Source organism: Leucobacter viscericola (assembly GCF_011299575.1).
In the GTDB taxonomy this organism is placed as follows: domain Bacteria; phylum Actinomycetota; class Actinomycetes; order Actinomycetales; family Microbacteriaceae; genus Leucobacter; species Leucobacter viscericola.
This window is the reverse complement of record NZ_CP049863.1, coordinates 1928962-1951789: the sequence shown is the minus strand read 5'-3', so window position 1 is coordinate 1951789 and position 22828 is coordinate 1928962. Positions and strand designations below refer to the sequence as shown.

The 22828-nt window shown below is 64.8% G+C and carries 19 protein-coding genes; 13 read left to right on the top strand and 6 right to left on the bottom strand.

Features of this window, described 5'->3' with window-relative positions; genetic code table 11:
- Positions 1 to 188 precede the first annotated feature (188 nt).
- On the top strand, positions 189 to 5606 hold the full coding sequence (locus tag G7068_RS08745) for a beta strand repeat-containing protein (protein WP_166291201.1): 5418 nt from the start codon (positions 189 to 191) through the stop codon (positions 5604 to 5606).
- 77 nt (positions 5607 to 5683) lie between these two features.
- Here G7068_RS08745 and G7068_RS08740 read toward each other — a convergent pair whose 3' ends face one another.
- Positions 5684 to 6874 carry a glycerate kinase gene (locus G7068_RS08740; RefSeq protein WP_166291199.1) on the bottom strand — a complete coding sequence of 397 codons (1191 nt, stop codon included), beginning with the start codon at positions 6872 to 6874 and terminating at the stop codon, positions 5684 to 5686.
- 252 nt (positions 6875 to 7126) lie between these two features.
- Here G7068_RS08740 and G7068_RS08735 point away from each other — a divergent pair, with 252 nt between their 5' ends.
- The 3 genes from G7068_RS08735 to G7068_RS08725 are packed head-to-tail and all read left to right on the top strand — an operon-like array spanning position 7127 to position 9851.
- Entirely contained in the window at positions 7127 to 8014 is an 888-nt protein-coding gene (locus G7068_RS08735) for an ABC transporter substrate-binding protein (RefSeq protein ID WP_166291197.1), read from the top strand.
- Positions 8015 to 8034: 20 nt separating this feature from the next.
- Positions 8035 to 9075: an amino acid ABC transporter permease gene (locus G7068_RS08730; protein WP_166291195.1), complete on the top strand. Its 1041-nt coding sequence runs from the start codon at positions 8035 to 8037 to the stop codon at positions 9073 to 9075.
- Positions 9072 to 9851, top strand: coding sequence for an amino acid ABC transporter ATP-binding protein (locus tag G7068_RS08725; RefSeq protein WP_280116193.1), 780 nt, complete (start codon positions 9072 to 9074; stop codon positions 9849 to 9851). Before G7068_RS08730 ends, G7068_RS08725 begins: the two co-directional genes overlap by 4 nt.
- A 125-nt stretch (positions 9852 to 9976) precedes the next feature.
- On the opposite strand, the gene tagD is transcribed toward G7068_RS08725, so the two are convergent.
- Positions 9977 to 10375 (bottom strand): glycerol-3-phosphate cytidylyltransferase, encoded by a 399-nt coding sequence (gene tagD / locus G7068_RS08720; protein ID WP_166291193.1) that lies wholly within the window; start codon positions 10373 to 10375, stop codon positions 9977 to 9979.
- Positions 10376 to 10585: 210 nt separating this feature from the next.
- On the opposite strand from tagD, the gene G7068_RS16325 reads away from it, so the two are divergent.
- A complete protein-coding gene (locus G7068_RS16325) occupies positions 10586 to 11683 on the top strand; it encodes an LPXTG cell wall anchor domain-containing protein (protein ID WP_205881260.1) in 1098 nt (365 codons plus the stop codon).
- A gap of 88 nt (positions 11684 to 11771) precedes the next feature.
- Positions 11772 to 11930 carry a hypothetical protein gene (locus tag G7068_RS08710; protein WP_166291189.1) on the top strand — a complete coding sequence of 53 codons (159 nt, stop codon included), beginning with the start codon at positions 11772 to 11774 and terminating at the stop codon, positions 11928 to 11930.
- Positions 11931 to 11947: 17 nt separating this feature from the next.
- Here G7068_RS08710 and G7068_RS08705 read toward each other — a convergent pair whose 3' ends face one another.
- Genes G7068_RS08705 through G7068_RS08695 form a run of 3 tightly spaced genes read right to left on the bottom strand, consistent with a single transcriptional unit; the run spans position 11948 to position 14050 of the window.
- On the bottom strand, positions 11948 to 12163 hold the full coding sequence (locus G7068_RS08705) for an SCO4848 family membrane protein (RefSeq protein WP_166291187.1): 216 nt from the start codon (positions 12161 to 12163) through the stop codon (positions 11948 to 11950).
- Positions 12164 to 12192: 29 nt separating this feature from the next.
- Positions 12193 to 13380: an MFS transporter gene (locus G7068_RS08700; protein WP_166291185.1), complete on the bottom strand. Its 1188-nt coding sequence runs from the start codon at positions 13378 to 13380 to the stop codon at positions 12193 to 12195.
- Positions 13367 to 14050, bottom strand: a complete 684-nt coding sequence (locus tag G7068_RS08695; RefSeq protein WP_166291183.1) for a FadR/GntR family transcriptional regulator — start codon at positions 14048 to 14050, stop codon at positions 13367 to 13369. Before G7068_RS08695 ends, G7068_RS08700 begins: the two co-directional genes overlap by 14 nt.
- Before the next feature lie 112 nt (positions 14051 to 14162).
- On the opposite strand from G7068_RS08695, the gene G7068_RS08690 reads away from it, so the two are divergent.
- The 7 genes from G7068_RS08690 to G7068_RS08660 are packed head-to-tail and all read left to right on the top strand — an operon-like array spanning position 14163 to position 22034.
- On the top strand, positions 14163 to 15224 hold the full coding sequence (locus G7068_RS08690; RefSeq protein ID WP_166291181.1) for an amidohydrolase family protein: 1062 nt from the start codon (positions 14163 to 14165) through the stop codon (positions 15222 to 15224).
- A 57-nt stretch (positions 15225 to 15281) separates the two neighbouring features.
- Positions 15282 to 16937, top strand: coding sequence for an ABC transporter substrate-binding protein (locus G7068_RS08685; protein WP_166291179.1), 1656 nt, complete (start codon positions 15282 to 15284; stop codon positions 16935 to 16937).
- 4 nt (positions 16938 to 16941) lie between these two features.
- Complete coding sequence (locus G7068_RS08680; RefSeq protein WP_244304400.1) at positions 16942 to 17892, top strand: ABC transporter permease; 951 nt, start codon at positions 16942 to 16944, stop codon at positions 17890 to 17892.
- On the top strand, positions 17889 to 18773 hold the full coding sequence (locus tag G7068_RS08675; RefSeq protein ID WP_205881259.1) for an ABC transporter permease: 885 nt from the start codon (positions 17889 to 17891) through the stop codon (positions 18771 to 18773). Before G7068_RS08680 ends, G7068_RS08675 begins: the two co-directional genes overlap by 4 nt.
- Positions 18770 to 19627 (top strand): ABC transporter ATP-binding protein, encoded by an 858-nt coding sequence (locus G7068_RS08670; RefSeq protein ID WP_166291177.1) that lies wholly within the window; start codon positions 18770 to 18772, stop codon positions 19625 to 19627. The genes G7068_RS08675 and G7068_RS08670 overlap by 4 nt, the downstream gene beginning before the upstream one ends.
- Positions 19624 to 20457, top strand: coding sequence for an ATP-binding cassette domain-containing protein (locus G7068_RS08665; RefSeq protein ID WP_166291175.1), 834 nt, complete (start codon positions 19624 to 19626; stop codon positions 20455 to 20457). The genes G7068_RS08670 and G7068_RS08665 overlap by 4 nt, the downstream gene beginning before the upstream one ends.
- Positions 20454 to 22034, top strand: coding sequence for a chlorohydrolase family protein (locus G7068_RS08660; RefSeq protein WP_166291173.1), 1581 nt, complete (start codon positions 20454 to 20456; stop codon positions 22032 to 22034). The genes G7068_RS08665 and G7068_RS08660 overlap by 4 nt, the downstream gene beginning before the upstream one ends.
- Here the strand turns inward: G7068_RS08660 and G7068_RS08655 are convergent.
- Entirely contained in the window at positions 22031 to 22714 is a 684-nt protein-coding gene (locus tag G7068_RS08655) for a FadR/GntR family transcriptional regulator (protein ID WP_166291171.1), read from the bottom strand. The genes G7068_RS08660 and G7068_RS08655 overlap by 4 nt on opposite strands.
- Between the last annotated feature and the right edge of the window lie 114 nt (positions 22715 to 22828).

The following is a 22828-nucleotide window of genomic DNA, read 5'->3' as shown; positions in this document are numbered from 1 at the left end:
TCCCCCAAAGACGAAGCGTTGGCCCCAACGAAAACGGCAGAAGGCCCGGAACAGTTCCTGTTCCGGGCCTTCCCCCTTTCTATGGCGCCGCGACCCGTATACTATTCAAGTTACATTGACGCAGTAGTGCTGGGGAGCCTACTTCATTCTCAGAGAGGTCTGCATTTATGCATGCCAGAAGTACTTTTGTGAACCGTTTTCGCTCCCACGCTGATCACCGCGTACTGACGGCGGTGGTTGCCATTGCCGCGGTCTTAGCAATACTCGTCGGGGCGGGGATCTCGGCCGCCCAGGCGGCCATCGGTTCCGTTTCGGGCGTGACCATTTCGGTGGTGTCAGACGGCACGGTTCCCTTCGACGCCGACGATGCCCCCGGCAACGACTCTGGCGCGACCAACGGCATCGTGCGCACGAGCGACTTCATTACGTATCAGTGGGCCTACTCGGTGGCGACCGCCGGTGACATCACCCTGAGGCAGACGCTGCCCACGGGATTGAAGTGGGACGCCTCTTCAACAACGAACTGTTCGCAGGGCGCCAGCGCCATCGCGGGTCAGGTGCTCACCTGCACGATCGTGAACGCGTCAGCGGGAGCGGGGGCCTACAACGTCAAAGCGAAGGTGCTGAACGTTGCGAACGGTGCCTCGGTGGCGGCCTCGGTTACGGCAACGACGGGCGGCGTGACCTCAAACACCGTCAACACCGCTGTGTCGGCGGCTCCGAAGGCGATGCTGGACGCCTACCTGCCCACCAGTGTCGGCCCCGTCTACGTGCTCGGAACAGGCGTCAACGCGGGCATTCCCGGCTTTCGTTTCCCTTTCTCAGCCGACCTCTACATGCCAATTGATGCGTCAAAGGGCGTGCGCGGCCTTGAGTCTCTGCAATCCCCACTGACCTTCACGGTGCAGCCCCCAGCGGCGTACCCCACAGCCACGCTGTGGAGCTGCGGGGTTGGCGGCCTATCACCCACGACTCAGCCCTCGCCCAACGGCGGCGGCACGAACGCGGTGATCGCCTCGGGTTCTTGGACGTGCGCGCAGCCCGGTGGCCCAGGCACTCCCATCACGGTGACCGTGACCGGCGCTAATACGACCCTCGACACCTATCCCTCACGCAGCGTGCTGGGTAACCTGCTCGACGCCACGAAGGCCTACTTCGCGGTTGGCTCGGTGAACTGGTGGATCCCAGAGTCCGCCTTCCCAACCGGAGCAATCACCAGCTTCACGACTCAGGTCACGGGCTACGACCCCAACGGCCTCTCGGGTGCTTCGAACTTTGGCACTGGGTACGCCCCCGCGCAAGAACCGGGCGCTCCCTGCATCACGACCAAGACTCCCAGCAGCAACTGTGCGACCCTCACGCTCGACCGGTTGAATACCAACCTGCAGATCTCCTCCTCGGTTCAGGCGTCAACGTCGACCACTTCGACGCCGATTCCAGGCGGAACCGTAACGACGGCCGGTGACGGCCCCGTGACCCCGGGTCAAAGCTTCGCCTTCAGAACGGGTGTCACTAACCGCGCCACAAACGGCCCCGCAACGGGCGTCACCGTGTGTGCGAAGTGGGATCCTGCCCTCGCGACGATCGATGACACGCAACCTCCCGTGGTGATCTTGGGGGTCACGAGCCTCGCCTACGTGGTCGAATACGGTAATCACGTGTTTGCGAGTGACGCACTTCGCAGAACCGGCACCTGTGATGCCGCGGGCGATCCCGAGTGGTACTCCTCGATCGCGGCGGCCGGTGGCCCCAGCGCTGTGACCCAGGTGCGCGTGCGCATGCTCGACCCCTACCCGGCGGGCAGCGGATCCACGACCATGATCGTGCCGGTCATTCGCACAACCCAGCCGCTGCCCGATGGCTCGCCCGTCCCGTTCTTCTTCGCGATGCAGTCCAGCGCTGGCAACCAGGTCTCGAGCTACGTGCCCGCGACCAACGCGAACTCCAGCTCTGGCGGCCGCGCGCTTGCCGCCTCGGCCGCGGTGCGAAACACGGTTTCGTGGGACGCGAGTTCGGGTGTGCCCGGTGACGTGCGCCAGGTATCGGTGCAGCCCACCGTCACTACACCTGACGGCGCGACGGGTGTAACTGCCCAAGACGTTCGGGTGAGTGTGACCCTGTCGAGCCCGTGTGCCGCATATCAGGTTGGATCGGCGTCGCTCACTCCCATTTCAGTGACGCCGCCCACTCCGGGTTCTTGCACTGGCGGTGGAGCGGGGCAGACCCTTGTGTTCGATCTCGGCCCCTGGCCGGTCAACACTCCGGTGCCTGCGGTCAACTTTAATACGGTGCTGAGTCCGCTGACTGCAACGCCCTCGTCTATTGTGGCCACGTCGACGATCACGTCGGCGTCAGACCTCTCTACGAACGCGAGTGCGGTTCGCACCGCATCGTCCACCTTGCCGGTCAGTGCCCTTGCGAGCTTCGGCGTCACCAAAACCTCCTCGGCTTCAACCGCGACCCCCGGCGTGCCCTACACGTACACGATCGGTTGGGCGAACCGATTGCCAACGACAGCGGGCACCGCGTCGTTTGTTGACGTGCTGCCGTTCAACGGCGACAGCCGCGGCACGACGGGTCTGAGTGGCCTGACGGTGAACTCGGTCACGACCTCGAAGCCCGCGGTCACGGTCTGGTACACCTCCGACCCGTCGGCCGCTGTCGAAACGGCGGTGCACGCGGACCCCTCCGGCATGACCGGGGTCACCTGGTCGACGGTTAAGCCCGCGACGGTGACGGCGATCCAGTTCCGCACCGATGAGCTGGTATCTGGAACAGTCGAGTCCGCAGACATTAACGTCACTCCCGGCACACTCTCGCGATCCGGAACCATCAAAAACGACGTGTGGGGCAAAGCGAGCGGCATCCCAGCGCCCGTGCAGGGGGCCTCGCTCGTCACGATGACCTCGTCAACGGCCGAGCTCTCGGGCAACGTCTACAACGATCTCGATTATTCGTTCTCAAAGACCCCGGGTGACACCCCGGTGCCGAATCCGACGGTGCGCATCACGGGTGGTTACTCCTTCGGCCCTGACGGCGTCGACAACGGTGGCACTGGCGACGACGTGCCCGTCACGGTGCCGATTGATGCCGAGGGGCAAGCGAACGGCGATTACCTGTTCCCGGGTGTGCTCCCGGGCAGGTACACGGTCGAGGCGACCGCTCCCGCTGGTTCGAACGTCGCGGTGTCGCCGCCGATGCCGATCCTGCTCGCGAGCGGGGCCACGGTCACCGGCAAGGACTTCGGCATTCAGGTCGACGTCACTCCGTCGGTTGCGGTCGACGACGTGACCTCCGTGCCCATGGACGCGGGTGCAACGCCCATTGACGTGCTCGCGAACGACGAGATCAACGATTCGTCTGCCGTGGTCACCGCGACCGGCGCAACCTCAAACGGCGGCACGGTCACCATCGCCGCAGACGGCAAGTCGGTCAACTACACGCCAGCCGCGGGATTTGCCGGCACCGACACCTTTACTTACACCATCACCGACAAGGCCCGGCACACCTCGACCGCCACGGTGACGGTGAACGTTGTGGCTGCCCCGGCAGCGCAAAACGACACGGCACAAACGGGTGAGGATCAGGCCGTGACCGTCGACGTGCTTGCGAACGACTTGGGCGTAGACCTGCGAGTGACCGGCACGGGATCGAACTTAGACGGCACCGTCGCGATCAACCCCGACAACACGGTCACCTTCACACCGAACACCGGGTTTACCGGGGCCACCACCTTCACCTACACAGTGACGGATAGCGCCGGGCAGACTGATTCGGCGACCGTTACGATCAATGTGATTGCCAGGCCCATCGCCCGCGACGACAGCGCGACAGTGGCTCAGGGTTCGACGGTCACCGTGAACGTGCTCGCCAACGACGACGCCACGCAGCCGACCGTCACGAGCGCGACGTCGGCCAATGGATCGGCGGTCGTGAACCCCGATAACACGGTGTCTTTCACTCCCTCACCGGGCTTCTCGGGGCCAGCCGTGGTCGACTACACGATCACGGACGCCGTGGGGCAGACGGCATCGGCGAGGATCTTCGTAACCGTTGTTGAGGGGCCGGTTGCCCGCGACGACAGCGCCACGACGGGGCAGGGTGTGCCCGTTCTTGTCGATGTGCTCGCGAACGACGACGGCGACAACCTCACCGTGACCATTGCCAGTGACCCGGCGAACGGAACAGCGATTGTGGAGTCCGACGGCAGGGTGACCAACACGCCGGTCGCCGGCTTCGCTGGCACCGACACCTTTGAGTACACGGTCACTGATCCCGTTGGTCAAACTTCGACCGCAACCGTCACCATCACGGTCGTCGCGGGGCCCGTCGCGGTTGACGACTCCGCGCTCACTCCAGAGGACACGGCCGTAACCGTCGACCTGCTCGCCAACGATGTGGGCGAGGGCCTCACCCTCACCGCGGTCGGCACGAGCGCCGACGGCACCATCGTCAATAACGGCGATGGCACCATCACCTTCACGCCAAACGCTGGTTTCACCGGGGCAACAGAGTTCACCTATACGGTGACCGATTCCTTCAGCAATACCTCGACCGGCAACGTGACGATCCGGGTTGTGCAGCGACCAGCCGCCACCGATGACTTTGTGGCGACTCCGCAGGGCCAGGCGGTTGTGATCGACGCGATTGCCAACGACTCGGGCACCGGGCTGGCGGTCACCGCGCTCGACGTGAACGTGAACGGCACGGCCACGATCGAGGCCGATGGCACGGTGAAGTTCACTCCGAACGCGGGCTTTGTTGGTGACACCGAGGTCGGGTACACCATCACCGATGTTGTCGGCCAGACCGCGACCGGCACAATCCATATTCGTGTGGTGCAGAACCCCGTGGCGAACCCCGATGTCGCAAAGACGCCGCAGACCACCGCGGTCACGGTGCCGGTGCTCGCCAACGATACGGGCGACTCGCTGTCGGTCACGAGCATCGGGGCGATCACGTCTCGTGGTGCCGCGGCGGCCGCGGTGACCGCCGCCTCGGGAACGGCCGTGATTAACGCCGACGGCACGATCACCTTTACACCGGCCAGTGGGTTCTCGGGGGTCGTCACCATTCCCTACACGGTGACCGACGGGATCGGCCAGACCTCAACAACCACACTCACCGTGACGGTTGTGCGTGCCCCGCTCGCCCCAGATGTGAGCGCGACCACCAAAACCGCCACACCCGTGACCGTGCGGCCGATGGACAAGGTGACGGGGGAGAACCCGCGGATCATCTCGGTCGGCACGACCGCCGATGGCACCGCCGTGCTGAACGCGGACGGCACCGTCACATTCACGGCTCGAAAGGGTTTCACGGGCAAGGCGACCTTCACCTACACCGTGATCGATGACTTCAGCCAGGTGACGGTCGGCACCATCACGGTGACCGTGACGGGGGAATCGGGGCCACCGACACCGCCGCCGACCACCCCACCCGTGCCGCCGACAACACCACCCGGTGGCACCCCGGTGGGTGGCCCGACCGGCGGCCTCGTCAACACCGGCGGTGACATCGCGGGGTTCGGGATCGCGGCCGTTGTTCTACTGCTGCTCGGTGGCGCCACGGTCGTGCTTGCACGCCGTCGTCGTCGTGAACGCTAGTCCGGCGCTCATGAGGTACCGCTCCGTCATCCTGCGCGAGCTTGCGAGTCGCAGGATCTCACACGAGATTCTGCGACTCATCCCTCGCGCAGAATGACGGGGGTTATCTGAGCAGCGGCCTCAGCAAGCAGCTCGAGGCAATGCTCCTGCAGCTCCGCGAGCGTAGCGGGACCCTGGGCGATGGAGAACGCTGCGGTGACGCCCGCCTGACGGGTCTCCGCAGCTGAGAGAGCGACGGATCCCGCGATCACAACCACGGGAACCCGACCAGCGGCGGCAGCGACCACACTCGACACGACCTTGCCGTCGAGCGACTGTGCATCGAAGCGTCCCTCGCCGGTCAGCACGAGGTCCGCGCTCGCAAGCGCCTCCCGAAGTCCCACGACCTCGCTCACAAGCTCGGCGCCGGGAACAAGCTCGGCGCCGCAGAGCGCCACGAGCCCGAGGGCCAGCCCTCCAGCAGCGCCGAGGCCGGGCCGATTCATTAGGTCGGCCGAGTGCGCAGCACCCGCCGCCCTAAGTAGTGCGGCCAGCCGCTCAAGTCCGGCGTCAATCTCGGCCACTTCCGCGGTGCCAGCACCCTTCTGCGGCCCAAACACCGCGGCGGCACCCCGCGAGCCGATGAGTGGGTTGTCAACGTCGCAGGCGATCCGCCACTTCACAGCCCGAGCGCGGGCATCAAAATCGGCGAGGTCGATCCTCGCTAGGTCTGTCAACCCGCGAGCACCCGGGGCCACCTCGTCCCCGAACGAATCGAGCAGCCGCGCGCCCAACGCCCGCAGCATGCCCGCACCGCCGTCGCTCGTGGCAGACCCGCCGATGCAGAGTAGAACTTCGTCAACACCGGCATCAAGCGCCGCGAGGATCAGCAAGCCAACCCCGTACGAATCGGCATCGAGGGCCCGCAGCGGCTGATCCGACACCCAGGGCAGGCCGTTGGCGTCTGCCGCCTCAATGATCGCCAGGCGGCCAGCAGATGTGCGATCCACACCACCGCCCGATCCTGAACCCCTAAACCCCACTCGCCCGGTGCGCGGGCGACCCAGGGCATCGCTCGACGGGACCGATGTAACTCGCCCGTCCCAGGCCGAAACGAGCGCATCGAGCGTGCCCTCTCCGCCGTCGGCCAGGGGGATCTCGACGACCTCACAGGCCGCCCCGAGCGCAGATCGCGCACCGTCGGCAAGGGCGCCCGCGGCAGCCGCGGCAGAGCAACTGCCCTTGAAAGAATCGGGTGCCACCACAATCTTGAGTGCTGCTCTGCTCATGCTCGCAAGGCTACCGCGTAGGCGAACCACACGGAGGCTGTCGCGAAAATCTCAGGAATGGCCGAGCTTTACCGGAATGTTACTTGTAGGCGAGGGTTGGCTCATCCGCGAAAAAACGGGAGAAATGACCTTTTGCTCTAGTCAGCGTATGGAGCCAGGTAGATACAATGTAGTTATACAGATGGCACCGCGCAGTACACTCAAGGCGAGGTGTCAATTAAGCACACTACACAGGAATAAATTGGAGGATCGATGAAGATTCGTTACGCCCTTCCCGCCCTTGCCGCCGTCGCAGCGCTCACGCTTGCCGGTTGCACAAACACCACGGACGAGCCCAAGAAGGACTCGACCGACTCCTCGAAGGTCACCGTCGACGAGGCTGCGGTCGCGCTCCTCCCCGCGAAGATCAAGGACTCGGGCGAGCTGACGATCGGCACCGATGCAGAGTACCCGCCGAACGAGTACAAGGACGACAACGGCAACCCCGCAGGCTGGGGCGTCGATCTGGCAGAGGCCGTTGCCGGCAAGCTGGGTCTGAAGCCGAAGTGGGAGATCCTCGGCTTTGACAGCATCATCCCGCGCATCCAAGAGGGCGCACTCAACATGGGATCCTCCTCGTTCACCGACAACGTTGAGCGTCAGAAGTCGGTCGACTTCGTCAACTTCCTGAACGCCGGTACCCAGTGGGCTGCTCCTGCTGGTTCAAAGGTGAACCCCGATGACGCCTGTGGCCTGAAGGTCTCGGTTCAGTCGGGCACCGTGCAGCACCTCGACGAGCTGCCCGCAAAGTCGAAGGCCTGCACCGACGCTGGCAAGAAGGCCATCGAGATCCTGCCGTTTGACGGCCAGCCCGAGGTTACCAACGCCGTTGTTAACGGTTCGGCAGACGCCTTCTCGGCTGACCTGCCCGTCACCGGCGACGCCGTGAAGCAGCTGGACGGCAAGCTCGTGACCGTTGGAGAGGTCTTCGACGCGGCTCCGTACGGCTTCGCAACCGAAAAGGGTAGCGACACGACCAAGGCTGTGCAGGCTGCACTGCAGTCGCTCATGGATGACGGTACCTACCTCCAGATCCTGACCGACGCGGGCATTGAGTCGGGTGCGCTGACCAAGGCCACCATTAACGCTGGCAAGAACTAACGAAGGGGCCTTGACGAGTCATGTCTGAATCGTCACCTCGGGGCGTGGGGGAGCAATCCTCACGCCCCGAGGCGTATCAAGAACCGGAAGCGATCCAAGCGATCAAGCTTCGCCACCCAGGGCGCGCGATTCTCGCGGTTGTGCTTCTTGCCGCCGCCGCGCTCTTTATCTACGACGCGGCGTTTAACCGCCCGGTCTACAACTGGCCATCGGTAGGAAAGTACCTCTTCGACGTACGAATTATCGACGCTATTGGCTACACGCTGCAGCTCACCGTGTACTCGATGATCATCGCGGTTGTATTGGGCATCGCCCTCGCGATCATGCGGTTGTCGCCGAACCCCGTTGTGCGCTCGGTTGCCTGGGTGTACCTGTGGATCTTCCGCGGTACCCCCGTGTACGTGCAGCTCACGTTCTGGGGCCTGATCGGAGTGGTCTACAAGACCATCGACATCGGCATCCCCTTTACCGAACCGTGGCTGTCGCTCACCACCAAGGATCTGCTCAGCTTCTTCACGCTCGCCGTGATTGGCCTTGCGCTCAACGAAGCCGCCTACATGGCTGAGATTGTGCGTGCTGGTCTGCTGTCGGTCGACAAGGGCCAGGACGAGGCCGCGGTCGCTCTCGGGCTCGGCTGGTGGCACACGATGTCGCGTGTGGTGCTGCCGCAGGCAATGCGGGTGATCATTCCGCCGACCGGCAACGAAGTCATATCGATGCTGAAAACGACGTCTCTGGTGACCGCGGTGCCGTTCACGCTCGAGCTCTACACGAGGTCTCGCGACATCGCGTCACGCACCTACGAGCCCGTACCGATGCTGATCGTGGCGTCGATCTGGTACCTCGTTATTACGTCGATCCTGATGGTTGGTCAGTACTACCTTGAGCGACACTTCGCGAAGGGTGTCGCGCAGCGGCCAGACGTGATGCAGCCGTCGGTTGAGACCGGCGTGATCGGTGTGATGCCCGGTGGCACCGAGCACCACCAAACATTTAACGAAGTTGAGGGCGGCGATACGATCGTGCCGCCGCACGGCCGACCAGGAGGAGGTGGCGCATGAACATCCACGCAACCGATGTCCCTATGGTTTCTGCCGAGGGCGTTTCGAAGTCGTTCGGTAGCAACCTCGTATTGAAGTCGATCTCGCTTGAGGTGCAGCGCGGCGAGGTGCTGTGCCTCGTTGGTCCGTCAGGATCGGGCAAGTCAACGTTCCTGCGGTGCATCAACCACCTCGAGACCGTGAACGCGGGCCGTCTCGCCGTTGACGGTGAGATCGTGGGCTACCGTCAGAAGGACGACAAGCTCTACGAGATGCACCCGCGTGAGGCAGCGAAGCAGCGCCGCGACATCGGCATGGTGTTTCAGCGCTTCAACCTGTTCCCGCACATGACGGCGCTTGAGAACGTGATGCTGGCACCGCGCCTGCTGAAGAAGGGTGAGAAGGCGATCCTCAAATCGCGCGCGATGGATCTGCTCGCTCGTGTGGGTCTCGCCGAGCGCTGGGATTACTACCCCGCGCACCTTTCGGGTGGCCAGCAGCAGCGTGTTGCGATCGCCCGCGCGCTCGCAATGGAGCCGAAGCTGATGCTGTTCGACGAGCCGACATCGGCGCTCGACCCCGAGCTCGTTGGTGAGGTGCTCGACGTTATGAAGGGTCTCGCCGAGAGTGGCATGACCATGATCGTCGTGACCCACGAGATGGGCTTCGCCCGCGAGGTCGCCGACAAGCTCGTGTTCATGGACGGCGGCGTGGTTGTCGAGGCCGGCGATCCCGCCGAGGTGCTGAGCAACCCGCAGCGCGAGCGCACGAGGGCCTTCCTCTCGAAGGTGCTGTAGGGGCCAGGGCGCACCCAAACCCGCTCGCCCAAACCCGCTCACTCAAAACGGTGTAGCCATATTGCTAGTTGGCAAGAGCTCAACTAGCAATATGGCTACACCGTTTTTTGCAGGGGTAGGAGGGCCTACGCGTTAACGCCCAGATCGTTCTTAATCTTGGTGGTCGAGACACCCTCGGTGCGGTCGAGGTAGATGACCTCGCAGTAGTCACGCAGCAACTCGAAGCGGGGATCCCCCTCCCAGTCACCGCCCATCACGACGGCGTCGATTTCGTACTTCTGCACGTCGCGGATCTTCTGATCCCACTCCTGCTCGGGGATCACCAGATCCACGTAACGCACCGCCTCGAGCATGTTCTTGCGCGTTTCGAAGTCGTGGTAGGTCTTTTTGCCTTTGCCCTCGTTGAACTCCTCGGTCGAGGCGGCCACCACGAGGTAGTCACCCAGGGCCCGTGCGCGGCGCAGCAGACGAATGTGCCCCCAGTGCAGAAGGTCGAAGGTGCCGTAGGTCAGGATCCGCTTCATCTCTCCATAGTACGGTCGCTTGGCTGTGCGGCGTAGTTTTGCGGGGTACGTGTGGTGCTTCGGGTACGTACGGGAATCGCCACGCCTCTTAGTGATGTCTGAAAACTACTACTGTCTCGCCGTTTTGGTACTTCGGAATGGACGGGTGGCGAGCGTGACCGATTTGGCTGGCTATGTTTGAATTCACGCCAATGATTAGGGGAGTTATTCATGCGTAAGGTTCATTCAACTCGGGGACGCCTGGCAGCCATTGCGGTTGCCCTGGGACTCACAACAGCCATGGTTACTGGAGCCGCGGGTGCGGCGATGGCTGCCGACATGACGCCGTATCAGGATCAGCGAGCGATTCCAGATCAGCTGACCAGCTGGATGCCCGGTGCGGGCACCGTTTCTGCACAGCCCTTTGTGCCGCAGACGACGGGTCTCGCTTCGTCGATGACAATCTGGTCGTTCCAGCAGAACGGCGCAAACATTGTTGATCCCGAAATTCACACGATGGATGCCTCCAACGATGTGAGCGCTGATCCGATCCCAAACGGAACCGGCACCGCAACCGTCAGCTCCACCCCGGATCCCTCGCTTCCAGCGAGTGGCACAGATGACTTCTACCCTGTGACCATCACCTTCCCGAACGCCCCTGAGCTAACCGCGGGTTCCTCGTACGTTCTCACGTTCACGTCGCAGGCCGGGGATCGCTCGTACGCGCTTGGACTGAGCTGGTTTGGCGGGGATCCCGAGACCTACATGCAATACAAAGACGCCGGACAAACCGATTGGGCTGGTAACAGCGGCGTGATCTGGTTCGAGCTCAACATGACGGCGCTTCCTGACACCGTGGCCACAATAGCGCCATCATTCACGAAGTCCACGACGTGCGATGTTGAGTCGACCGTGACTCTGCCGCAGGTTGCCGGTGTGACGTATGCGCAAACCCGCGTCGGTTCGACCGTGACGGTGACCGCGACGGCCGATACCGGATACGTGCTGGACGCCGCGAGTGAAACCTCGTGGACCTTCGACGTGGCCGCAGATGCCTGCTCGACCGTTCCTCCGACAGTACCTCCAACGGTGTCGCCCACAGTGCCACCAACAAACCCGCCCACAACGACAAACCCGCCCACCACGCCTCCAACGACTTCGACCACTCCCGCAACCGCTGTCACCCCAGCAGCATCCGCCGCATCACTCGCGGTTACCGGTGGGACGTCGCAGTTGCCCGTGATCATTGCCGCGGGCGTTCTGTTGCTTGCCGGTGCGGCAGCTCTCGTAGTGCGCCGTCGCCGCCGCGCAACGGATGCGAGCGACTAGGCAGAGGGCCCGACACCCTTCCTCTTTGCAGCTTGCCCGCGTAGTCTGAAAGGACCCGTTCAAGCGCACAATTGCAAGGGAGGGCATTATGCAGAACACCGAAGATCGCCACGTTCCGGATCACGAGTCTGACCCCGCGCACACGCCAGGCGACGGCTGGGTTGGTGAGGGTGGCGCGTCACACTTGGGGCCGGCCACACACACTGACACCGGTCACCACGACCTCGACGAAGACGACTCGAAGTAGTCGTCCGAGCGAGCGTGCTAGCTCAGCAGCAGCATGACCCCGGCGACGGCTGACACCAAAGCGATCAGCAGCGCGACACCGATCAGGATCGCGTGCACCTTGAGAAAGTAGGTGGCGCGACCCTGATCGTCGTGCGCCCGGGCGTCGGTCTTCACCCGCGTCCAGAATCGTGGCCACACCACCACGTTGTACACGGCATTAACGAGCAGCATGATTCCAGCGAAGACGGTCATGACAACCAGCCTACGCGCTAGCAGTGGTCTCACTCCCTTGGGCGTGACTGCGACGCCCGGGAGGCCGCAACTCCAAAGCACAGCTCACCCGCCGAGGCGACGGTGAGCAGGAGCAGGATCATGGCCCACGGCAGTCCGACCTGCGCGAGCAGGCCAAGCAGCAACGGTCCGGTTGCCGCGATTGCATATCCAACGCCCTGACTCACCGCCGAGAACGACGCGGTCTGCGTCACGCTCGGTGCCGTGAACACAATCAGGGCGATGGCGAGCCCAAAAGCGGCGCTCTGCGCCACCCCAAGCGCAGCCACCATCAGCGGGGCAAGCGCCAAGGGGCCGAGCGCGAGCCCCACCAGACCAAGCGCTGACAGGATCGCGATCCCCGCGATGAGGCCGGTACGCAGTTTCGGGCGCGAGGCAAGTGTTGGTGCCAAGAGTGAGGCGGGCAGCCCGGCCACGCTCATCCACGCGAGCAGCAGGCCCGCGTGTGTGGCGTCCATACCGCGGTTGGTCGCGATGGTCGGTAGCCACGCGGTGAGCGAGAAGTAAATGAGTGCCTGGCACCCGAAGAACCCGGTCACCGCCCACACGCCCGGAGCGCGCAGCACTGAGGCGGCTGGCGAGGCCGACCGCTGACGTGCCGGCCGCGCGAGACCGAGCCGCGGCGCGAATCCAATCACAAACCCGAGCGCCACCAGCAGCGGCACACCCCAGGCTGCGAGGGTGGGCGCAACGGCGTCGCCCAGCGCGTGGAACAGCGGCACGGCGAAGGCCGCCCCCGCGGCAGCGCTCACACCAAAGGAAGTCGTGTAGATGCCGGTCCAGAAGCCGCCGCGGTGCGGCAACGCGTGTCGGATGATCTGGGGCGCGAGGATCCCGAGCAGCGCGATGACCCCGCCTACGATCACGGTGCCAACAAACAGCAGGGGCGCAGAAACTGGCCGCAGCAGCGTCGCAACGGCAAGAAGTGCAAGCAGCACAGTGAGGGCGCGCTCGAGCCCGAGTCGAGAAACAAGCAGGGGAGCGAGGGGCGAAGCAAGGCCAAACAGCAGCACCGGGATCGCACTCAGCACGGCAAGCCCCGAGGCCGAGAGCGAGAAAGCTGTGCCAATATCACCGAGCAGAGGCGAGACCGAGGTGATCGGAAAGCGCACACTCAGGCCGATGGCGACGACGAGAACGCCGCCCGCGATTCCTTGACGTCGGTTAGCTCCACTCATTGAGCAGTCGCGTCTGTTGTTCGAGAACTCCGAGGGCTGCCGCCTGTGCGGAATCAGGATCGCCAGCTGAAATGGCGAGAAAGAGCTGCTCGTGCTGGTCGGCCTTGTCTGGGTCGCTGCCGTTTGAGAGGCAGGAAGCGTCTGTCACTGACTCGCGCAGTGAGGTGTCGAAGCTCGCGTAGATGTCGGAGAGCAGCCTGTTGCCAGACGCGTCCGCGATCCCAAGATGAAACGCAACGTCGGCCGCTGCGAACGCCGCCGTGTCGTTAGCTGCGATCGCGAGGCTGCGCTGTTGCAGGTGAGAAGCAAGCTGCATGAGGTCTTCGTCGGTGCGAGCTTGGGCGGCCTCACTCGCTGCCAGTGCATCGAGTGCACGCCGCACGGTGATCACCTCGCGGCTGTCGGCCGAGTGCAGGGTGCGGCGCAGCGCCACCTGGGTTGCATCGGTGGCGATGAGATACGTGCCGTCGCCCTGGCGGGTCTCAAGCAGGCCGAGCTGCACGAGCGAGCGCACCCCCTCGCGCACAGAGGTGCGGCTGACTCCCAGAATGGAACCCAGCTCGGCTTCGGACGGGAGCCGGTCGCCAATTGACCAGCTTCCCTTGGCTATTTCACGCTTCAACTCGTCGACCACAGTGTCAACGAGAGAGCGCCGTTCAATAGGTTGCACGATTTTTTCCTTGCAGTATTGAGTGGTTGTGTGGTTATCATATGTCTGATGACCCGACCGGCGCTAGCGTCAATTGGGTCGAGGAATCAGTTCGATTGAGAAAGGTTCTCCAATGACGGTGACCCAGAACTCCACGCTTCTCGCGACCCCAGGGCTGGTTGACGCGCACATTCACCCCGACAAGTCGGCCTGGGGTGCACCCTGGATGTCGAGGAAGCTCGCGGCGAACCTTGCCGAGCTGATCGCAAACGATCGCGACTCGCAGTTCGACTTCACCATGAGCGTTGAGGATCGGGTCACCGGCCTGTTCGAGCAGGCGGTCGCAAACGGTACGCTCGCGCTGCGCGCCCACGTCGACGTATCACCCGAGCTCGGCACGACACACGTCGAGGGCGTCCGCGCAGCGGCCGAGCGCCTCGCACCGTTTCTCACCGTGCAGATCGTCGCGTTTCCGCAGTTCGGGCTGCTCACCAACCCCGGCACCCTCGACGTCATGGCTGCCTCGCTCGACGCGGGCGCCGACATCGTTGGTGGCATTGATCCCGTTGGTGTCGAGGGAGACATGCACGGCCACCTCGACGCGGTCTTTGGCCTCGCCGACAGCAAGGGCCGCGACCTCGACATTCACCTGCACGACGGCGGTGAGACTGGCCTCGAGCAGATCCGCGAGATCGCGGCGCGCACCATCGCCACCGGTCGCCAGGGCCGGGTCACCATTGGGCACGCCTTTGCGCTCTGCGACGAGTCACTGCCGAGCCTGGGCCAGACACTCGACCTGGTTGCAGAGGCGGGGGTGTGGATCGCGACCTGCGGCCTGGGCGCAGACCCGGTGCCGAACCTCGCCCAGCTGCAGCAGCACGGTGTGCGCGTCGTCGCCGGCTCCGACGGGGTGCGCGACACCTGGAGCCCCTTCGGCACGGCGAGCATGGTGGATCGCGCGCACCTCATCGCCTACCGCACCGGTGCGCTGACCGATGCCGACCTCGAGCACGTGTTGAGCCTCGCCACCAAGGCGGGCGGCGAACTGCTCGGTGTGCCAGAGATCGCGAACTGGGCCGGGCCGGAGAGCGACACCCGCCTCGAGTTTGCCGCCGAGAACCTCGCACAGCTGGTGGTGGATCGACCCGCACCGCTGCGGGTGATCCGCAATGGCCGCGAGTTCACCCGCGGGTAACCAGCCCCGCCCCACAAACCTGAACAAACCACGCACAAACGGAACGAAGGAGTCCCCGTGTCGAAACGATCACTCACCCTGGTTGGTGCTGCCGCAGTGGTAGCGCTCACCCTGACAGCCTGCGCAGGCAATGGCGGCGGGGGAGGCGGGGAGAAGACGAACGGAGAGGCGACGGCGTTCAGTGTTGACCGCGACAGCCTCGCCTCCACCACAGAACCCGGTACGAAGCCCGTTGCCGACGTGACGTGGAACCTGCCCTACGAGCCACTCTCGCTCGACCCCATGCTCACGTTTAACTACGCCGAGAACACGGTCGATGCGAACCTGTGCGAGGGGCTCACGCGCATCACGCCCGACCTCGGCACCGAAAACGCCCTCGCCGAGTCGGTCGAGAACCCGAACGACACGACCGTCGTGTTCAACCTGCGCACCGACGCCAAGTTCTGGGACGGCAGCCCCGTCACCGCTGACGACGTGGTGTTCTCGCTCGCGCGCCAGGTCGGCCCCGAATCGGCGACGTACTGGAGCGACTACTTCAAGAACGTCGCCTCGGTCGAAAAGACCGGCGACGCGCAGGTCACGGTGAAGATGACCCAGCCCGACGCACTGTTCGAGCAGGGCATGTCGAGTGCCGCTGGCTCGATCGTCTCCAAGGCGTTCGCCGAGAAGGCGGGCGAGCAGTTCGGCACACCCAAGGGCGGCCTGATGTGCTCGGGTCCGTTCAAGCTCGACAGCTGGGAGCCGGGCAAGGCCATCAACATCGTCAAGAACGACGCCTACTGGGACAAGAACCTGATCCCGAAGGTCGACAAGCTCAGCTTCAGCTTTATCGCTGACGAGTCAACCGCGATCAACGCGCTGCGCTCGGGTGACGTTGACGGCCAGTTCTTCTACCTGCCACCGGCGGGCCTCAGCCAGCTGAAAGACAGTGACGCGACGATCACCTTCGGTAAGTCTTACATCTTCTGGTCGCTGCGTGCGATCCAGCCGACGGGCACCTTCTCGAACCCGAAGGTGCGTGAGGCGCTGCTCGAAGCAATCGACCAGCAGGCAATCGCGGATGTCGTGTTCCAGGGCACCTCGATCCCATCGCCGGTGCTGACCGGGCCCGCGTACTTCGGCACGGGTGAGGCCGCAGAGAAGTTCCAGAAGGCCTACGACAGCTACACCGTGAAGCCAGATATCGCGAAGGCGAAGGAGCTGCTCGCCGAGGCCGGCGACATCTCAAAGCCGATCGTGCTCGGTGTGCAGGGATCCTCTGCGGTGCACGAGCAGACCGCCAACCTCATTCAGGCTGCCGGGCAAGCGATCGGTCTCAAGATCGAAACGAAGGTGATCCCGGTTGAGCAGTTCGGCAACCTCTACTTCGACCCGAAGGCGCGCGAGGGCCTCGACGGCTTCTTCACGACTTACTACGGCAACGTGACGGATCCGCTCGACGTCTACACGACCTTCACACCCGACAGCACTAACAACTTCATCAAGTACGACGGGGCCGCGAAGGAGCTGGAGGACGCACGCAAGACGCTCGACCCGTCGAAGCGGGCCGACTACACGATCGCGGCGCAAGAGAAGATTACGCAGGATCTGCCCTGGATGCCGATGGGCGACCTGCCGGTGATCCTCGTGCAGAACAAGAAGATCTCGGGCGCGGTTCCGTCGTCGGCGTACCTCGGGTACCCGTGGGCGGCCACCATCGGGGGCGTGGAGTAACACCGTGTCTACCCCCGCGTTCCTACTGCGACGGCTGGGCAGCCTTGTGCTCGTGCTGTTCGTGACCTCGTTTGTGGTCTTCGGCATGCTGTATCTCGCCCCGGGAAGCCCGCTGAGCTTTGTGCTCGGGCCCCGGGGTGGGACACCCGAGCAGATCGCCAAGGTCACCGAGCAGTATCACCTCGATGACCCGTTCTTCGTGCGCTACTTCGCGTGGATCGGCGACCTGCTGCAGGGCAACCTCGGTGACTCCGTCGTGTATCGTCAGCCGGTGGCCGATCTGATCCAGGGTCGCATCGGCACGACCGTCGCGCTGATCGCACTCGCCACGATCATCATCGCGATCGTGGGTGTTGGTCTCGGCCTCTTCGCGTCACTCAAGGGTGGCTGGGCCGATCACGCGGTCACCACCGTCGCGACCCTCGGGCTCGCCACCCCCGCCTTTGTGATTGGTGTCGCGCTCATCAGCGTGTTCGCGGTGGGGCTCGGCTGGTTCCCGACGAATGGCAGTGGCAGCGGGGGGCTAGACACGCTCTACCACCTGATTCTCCCGGCGATCGCCCTCGCGGTTGCCAGCACGGCGTACCAGGCGCGCATCACGCGGGCCTCGGTGCTCGAAGAGGAGGGTCGCGAGCACGTGCAGACCGCGGTCGCGCGCGGCCTGCGCCCGAGGATCATCATTCGGCGGCACGTGCTTCGCAACGCGCTGATTCCGATCACCACCGTGCTCGGGCTCACGATCGCGACGCTCATCGCGGGGGCCGTGGTCGTCGAGAGTGTGTTCGCCCTCGACGGCCTCGGCTCGCTGCTGGTGCGCGCGATCCTGCAGCGCGACTTTGCGGTCGTGCAGGCGGTCATACTCGTGCTGGTTGTCGCGTTTGTTGTTATCAACGCCATCGTCGACTTCCTCTACACACTCATTGATCCGCGCATCAAGCTGGGGAGCAAACAATGACGACTCCAAGCACAACACAGATTGCGCTCACGCGTCCCGTCGATCACGACCCGGGCTGGTTCACCCTGCTGGGCCGCAAGCTTGGCGTGGTGGGGATCATCGCGGCGGTGGTGCTGGCGGTCATCGTGCTGTTGGCGACGCTGGCACCGTGGATCGCGCCCTACGACCCCGATTACCCCGATCTGTTTGCGGCGCTCTCGGGCCCGAGCGCGGATCACCTGCTCGGCGCCGACGCCCTCGGACGCGACCTCTTTACACGCCTGCTGTACGGCGCACGCATCACGCTGCTTGGCCCGACGCTCGTGATTCTGATCGCGACGGTTGTCGGCACGCTGCTCGCGCTGATTGCGTCGTGGAACCGCGGCGCCGTCGACACGGTCATCTCGTGGATTCTAGACGTGCTGTTCTCGGTGCCCGGTATTGTGTTCGCGCTGATCGCGGTGGCAATCTTCGGGCCCGACCTCATGACCGTGGTGATCGGTCTGTCGATCGGCTACATTCCATACGTCGCGCGTGTGGTTCGCGGGGCGGCCCTGCGCGAGCGCGGCATGCCCTACGTGCAGGCCGCATGGCTACAGGGGCAGTCGGGAGTGGGGATCAGCCTGCGCCAGATTCTGCCAAACGTGCAGCCGATTGTGGTCGCGCAGGCGGTCTCCTCGCTCGGCTTCGCGGTCATCGATCTCGCGGCCGTGTCGTTCCTCGGGCTCGGGGTGCAGCCGCCGACGGCCGACCTCGGCCTCATGGTGAAGAGCGGCTTCGACTCGGTGCTGCGCGGGCAGCCGCTGGAGGCCATCAGTGCGGGCCTTGCAATTGTGCTGATCGTCTGGAGCATCACCGTCATTGGCGACAGGCTCGCCTCAAACACCAGGAGCATCCGATGAACGCACCGCTGCTTGAAATCAAAGATCTGCACGCCAGCCTCATCACCAAGTACCGGCGGCTCGACCTGCTGAACGGCGTCAGTCTGACGCTCGACCGCGGCGAGGCCCTCGGCCTGGTCGGTGAGTCGGGATCGGGCAAATCGCTCACCACACGCGCCGTGACCCGCATGCTCGCGAAGGGATTCCAAACTCAGGGCCAGATCCTGTTCGAGGGTGAGTCTGTGCTCGGCATGAATCGGGAGCGGCTGCGGCGCTATCGGGCCACCGAGGTCGGCATGATCTTTCAAGATCCGCGGGCCCACGTGAACCCCGTGCACACGGTCGGCGACTTTTTGACCGAGGCGCTGGTGCGGGATCGCGGGTTGCCGCGCGCCGAGGTCGAGCGTCGTGCGATCGAGCTGCTCGACGAGGTCGGGGTGCGTCAGCCCGAGCGGCGCCTGCGCCAGTACCCGCACGAGCTGTCGGGTGGGCTGCTGCAGCGCGTCATGATCGCGAGTGTGCTGCTCGCCGAGCCGAAGCTGATCCTCGCAGACGAGCCGACCACCGCCCTCGACGTGACCGCCCAGTCAGACGTGATGGCGATCCTCGATGAGCAGCGGCGCGCCCGCGGGCTGTCACTACTCTTCATCACCCACGACCTCGAGCTCGCAAACGCGTGCTGCGACCGCCTCGCGGTCATGTACGCGGGTGAGATCGTGGAGCAGGGATCGCACGTCTACGACAACCCCACGCACCCCTACACAATTGAGCTGCTGGGGGCGCGGCCGAGCATCGACGAGCGGCTCGATCGCCTGCCGGTGCTCGACTACAACATCGAAATGCACGAGGAACTGAAAGCGAGGGCAGCGCGATGAGTTCGAATCAGCCGCTTATCAGCGTCACCGATCTGCGTAAGGTCTTTCCCGCTCCGCGCGGCACCAAGGCCGAAGACGTGGTCGCGGTCGATGGCGTCTCCTTCGACCTGCACGCCGACGAGTGCCTCGCCATTGTGGGGGAGTCGGGATCGGGCAAGACCACCGTCGCCCGCATGATCGTCGGCCTCGAAACGGTTACTAGCGGCGCAGTGACGGTCGAGGGGAAGGATCGCACGGCCGCGCCCCGGCACCTGCGCGATCGCCGCGAGCGCGCCCGCCAGGTGCAGTACGTGTTTCAAGACCCGTACTCGTCGCTCAACGGGCGGCAGACCATTGGCAACGTGATCCTGAGCAACCTCAGCCTGCACGCGACCGACCGCCCTGGTCGCACCGAACTGCAGCGTCATGCGCAGGAGATTCTCGACGCGGTCGGATTGCCCCGGCGCTTCGCCGACCGCCTGCCGCGCGAGTTGTCGGGCGGGCAGCGGCAGCGCGTCGCGATCGCGCGGGCGCTCGCCGCCGACCCGCAGGTGGTGGTGCTCGACGAGGCCGTCGCCGCGCTCGACGTGTCGATCCAGGCGCAGATTCTCAACCTGCTCTCCGACATCAAAGCCGAGCGCAAGGTCAGTTACCTGTTCATCTCGCACGACCTCGCGGTGGTCAACCAGATTTCGGATCGCATGATCGTGATGGAGAACGGCAAGGTTGTTGACCAGGGTGACACCGCGGCGCTGCTCGCGCACCCGACGCACCCGTACACGAGGGCGCTGCGCGCCGCGGTGCCCGGGCCTGGTTGGCGGCCGGTGCGGCGTGAGAAACTTGCGTCGTGAGTGAAGCGCACTTCCCGTCATCCGGCACCACCGCACTCCGCGCGGGTTCCAACCCGTCATCCGGCACCACCGCACTCCGCGCCGCCTTCGTGCTCGCGTTCGACGAGGCCCGGCCAGGCGGCCCGGGCTTTGTCGAGCTGCGCGACGCGACCGTGCTTGTGCGCGGCGACACGATCGAGGCAGTCGCCGCGGGCCCAGAGGGTGAAACACTCGCCAAGGCCGCCGACGAAGTGATCGACCTCGGCGAGAGACTGCTCATGCCCGGCCTCATCGACCTGGAAGGCCTCACCGACATCGATCACTTGCTGCTCGACTCGTGGTGGAGCCCCGAGCACGAGGCCCGGTTGGAGTGGTCGGAGTCGTACGCCCGCGCGCCCCGCGAGGTGCTGACCCCGGCGGAGCGCAGCACTCTTCGCCGGTACGGGCTCGCGCAGCTGATCCTGCACGGCATCACCAGTGCGATGCCCATCTCGACGGAGGTACACGGCGCGTGGGCCGAGACCCACGACGACGCGCTCGACACCGCCCATACCGCGAGCGAACTCGGCATTCGGGTGTTCCTCGGGCCGTCGTATCGCTCGGGGGTGCACGTGACCCGAGCCGATGGCTCGGCAGCGATCCACTGGGACGAGGCGAAGGGTGAGGCGGCATTTGAGGGGGCCGTGCGCTTTCTCGACACGGTCGCGGCGCTTGGCGACCCGCTCGTCACGGGTGTGCTCGTGCCGTGCCGCGTGGAAACGGTGAGTGACGCGATCCTCACCCGCACCGCCGAGGTGTCGGCAGCGCGTGACGTGCTCGTGCGCGTCCACGCAACGCAGGGACTGGAATCGGAGCGCACGATCCTCGCCGCTGAACGGGACGCAACCCCTCTCGGCCTGCTTGAACGCGTGGGGCTGCTGAACGACCGGCTGATCCTCGCCCACGGTGTGTACCTCGATATTCACCCGGACGTGCACGGCGAAGATCGGGGTGACCTGGCAGCGCTCGCCGCCGCGGGGGTGACGATCGTGCACTGCCCACTGACAAACGCGCGCTACGCGTTCTGGCTTGAGCGCTTGTCGCAGTACCTTGATGCAGGTGTGGGTATTGCGCTTGGCACCGACTCGTTTCCGCCCGACCTGATTCGGGCGATCGACACCGGCGTGCAGCTCTCGAAGGCGCAGCACGGCGACCTCGGCATGGGATTGCTGGCTGAGTACGTGGAGGCCGCGACCCTTGGCGGAGCGCGGGCGCTGCGGCGGCCTGACCTGGGGCGGATCGCGCCGGGGTCTGCTGCCGATCTGGTGGCGTTCTCGCTGAGTGATCTGCGCATGGGTGCCGTTGATGACCCGATCCGCACGCTTGTGCTCGCGGGCACTGGGCGCGACGCTCACTTCAGCATGGTGGCGGGGCGCGTGGTGATGCGGGAGGGGCTTATCCCCGGTCTTGATGTCGCTGCGTTGCGTGCCGAGGGGCAGCGCATCTTCGAGAAACTGCGCGCGGCGTACCCGGAGCGCGACGCGCTTGCGGGGGCTGCGGGCACCGCCAGTTCGAGCGAGGCCGAGCTGTTTCCGCCGGTGTTTCCGCGCGGCAGCTAACTGCGCTTTGCGACCAGGCGTGCTTGCTGCTCGAGCACCCCGAGGGCAGCGGCCTGCGCGGTTTGAGGGTCGCCGGAGGCGATTGCGCGGTACAGGTGCTCGTGCTCTTCTTCGGGGTCAGGATCCTTGCCCTCGGCAAGAACCGACGCGTCAATGATCGACTCGCGCAGGGTGGCGTCAAAGCTCGCGTAGATGTCTGAGAGCAGGCAGTTGCCTGACGCGGCAGCGACTCCGAGGTGGAACGCGACGTCCGCGTCGGCGAAGGCTTCAGCGTCGCGTGCAGCAACGGCTGCTTTGCGCAGGCGAAGCTGCTCCGCGAGTAACGCGAGGTCGCTCTCGGTGTGCCGCGTTGCCGCTCCGCGGGCAGCGATAATGTCGAGCGCGCGGCGCACCTCGATGACATCGCGAACGTCTGCCACCTGTAGCGCACGCCGGAGCGCGACCTGAGTGGGGTCGGTGGCAATGAGGTAGGTGCCGTCCCCCTGCCGCGTTTCAAGCAGACCGAGCTGCACGAGCGAGCGCACCCCCTCGCGCACCGAGGCTCGACTGACACCAAGAATAGAGGTCAGTTCTGCTTCAGACGGAAGGCGGTCGCCGACAGACCAGGTTCCCTCGGCGATCTCGCGTTTGAGTTCATCAACAACCACGTCTACGAGCGAGCGTCGTTCAACCTGTCGCATGCTTACATCCTTAGTCGACATAGACCCTTGCGGGAAGAGGATCTGCAGGCCTCCCCCAAGAGACGCAGAAGCTTATGAACACACCATACATCTGATGAATAACACTGCGCCACT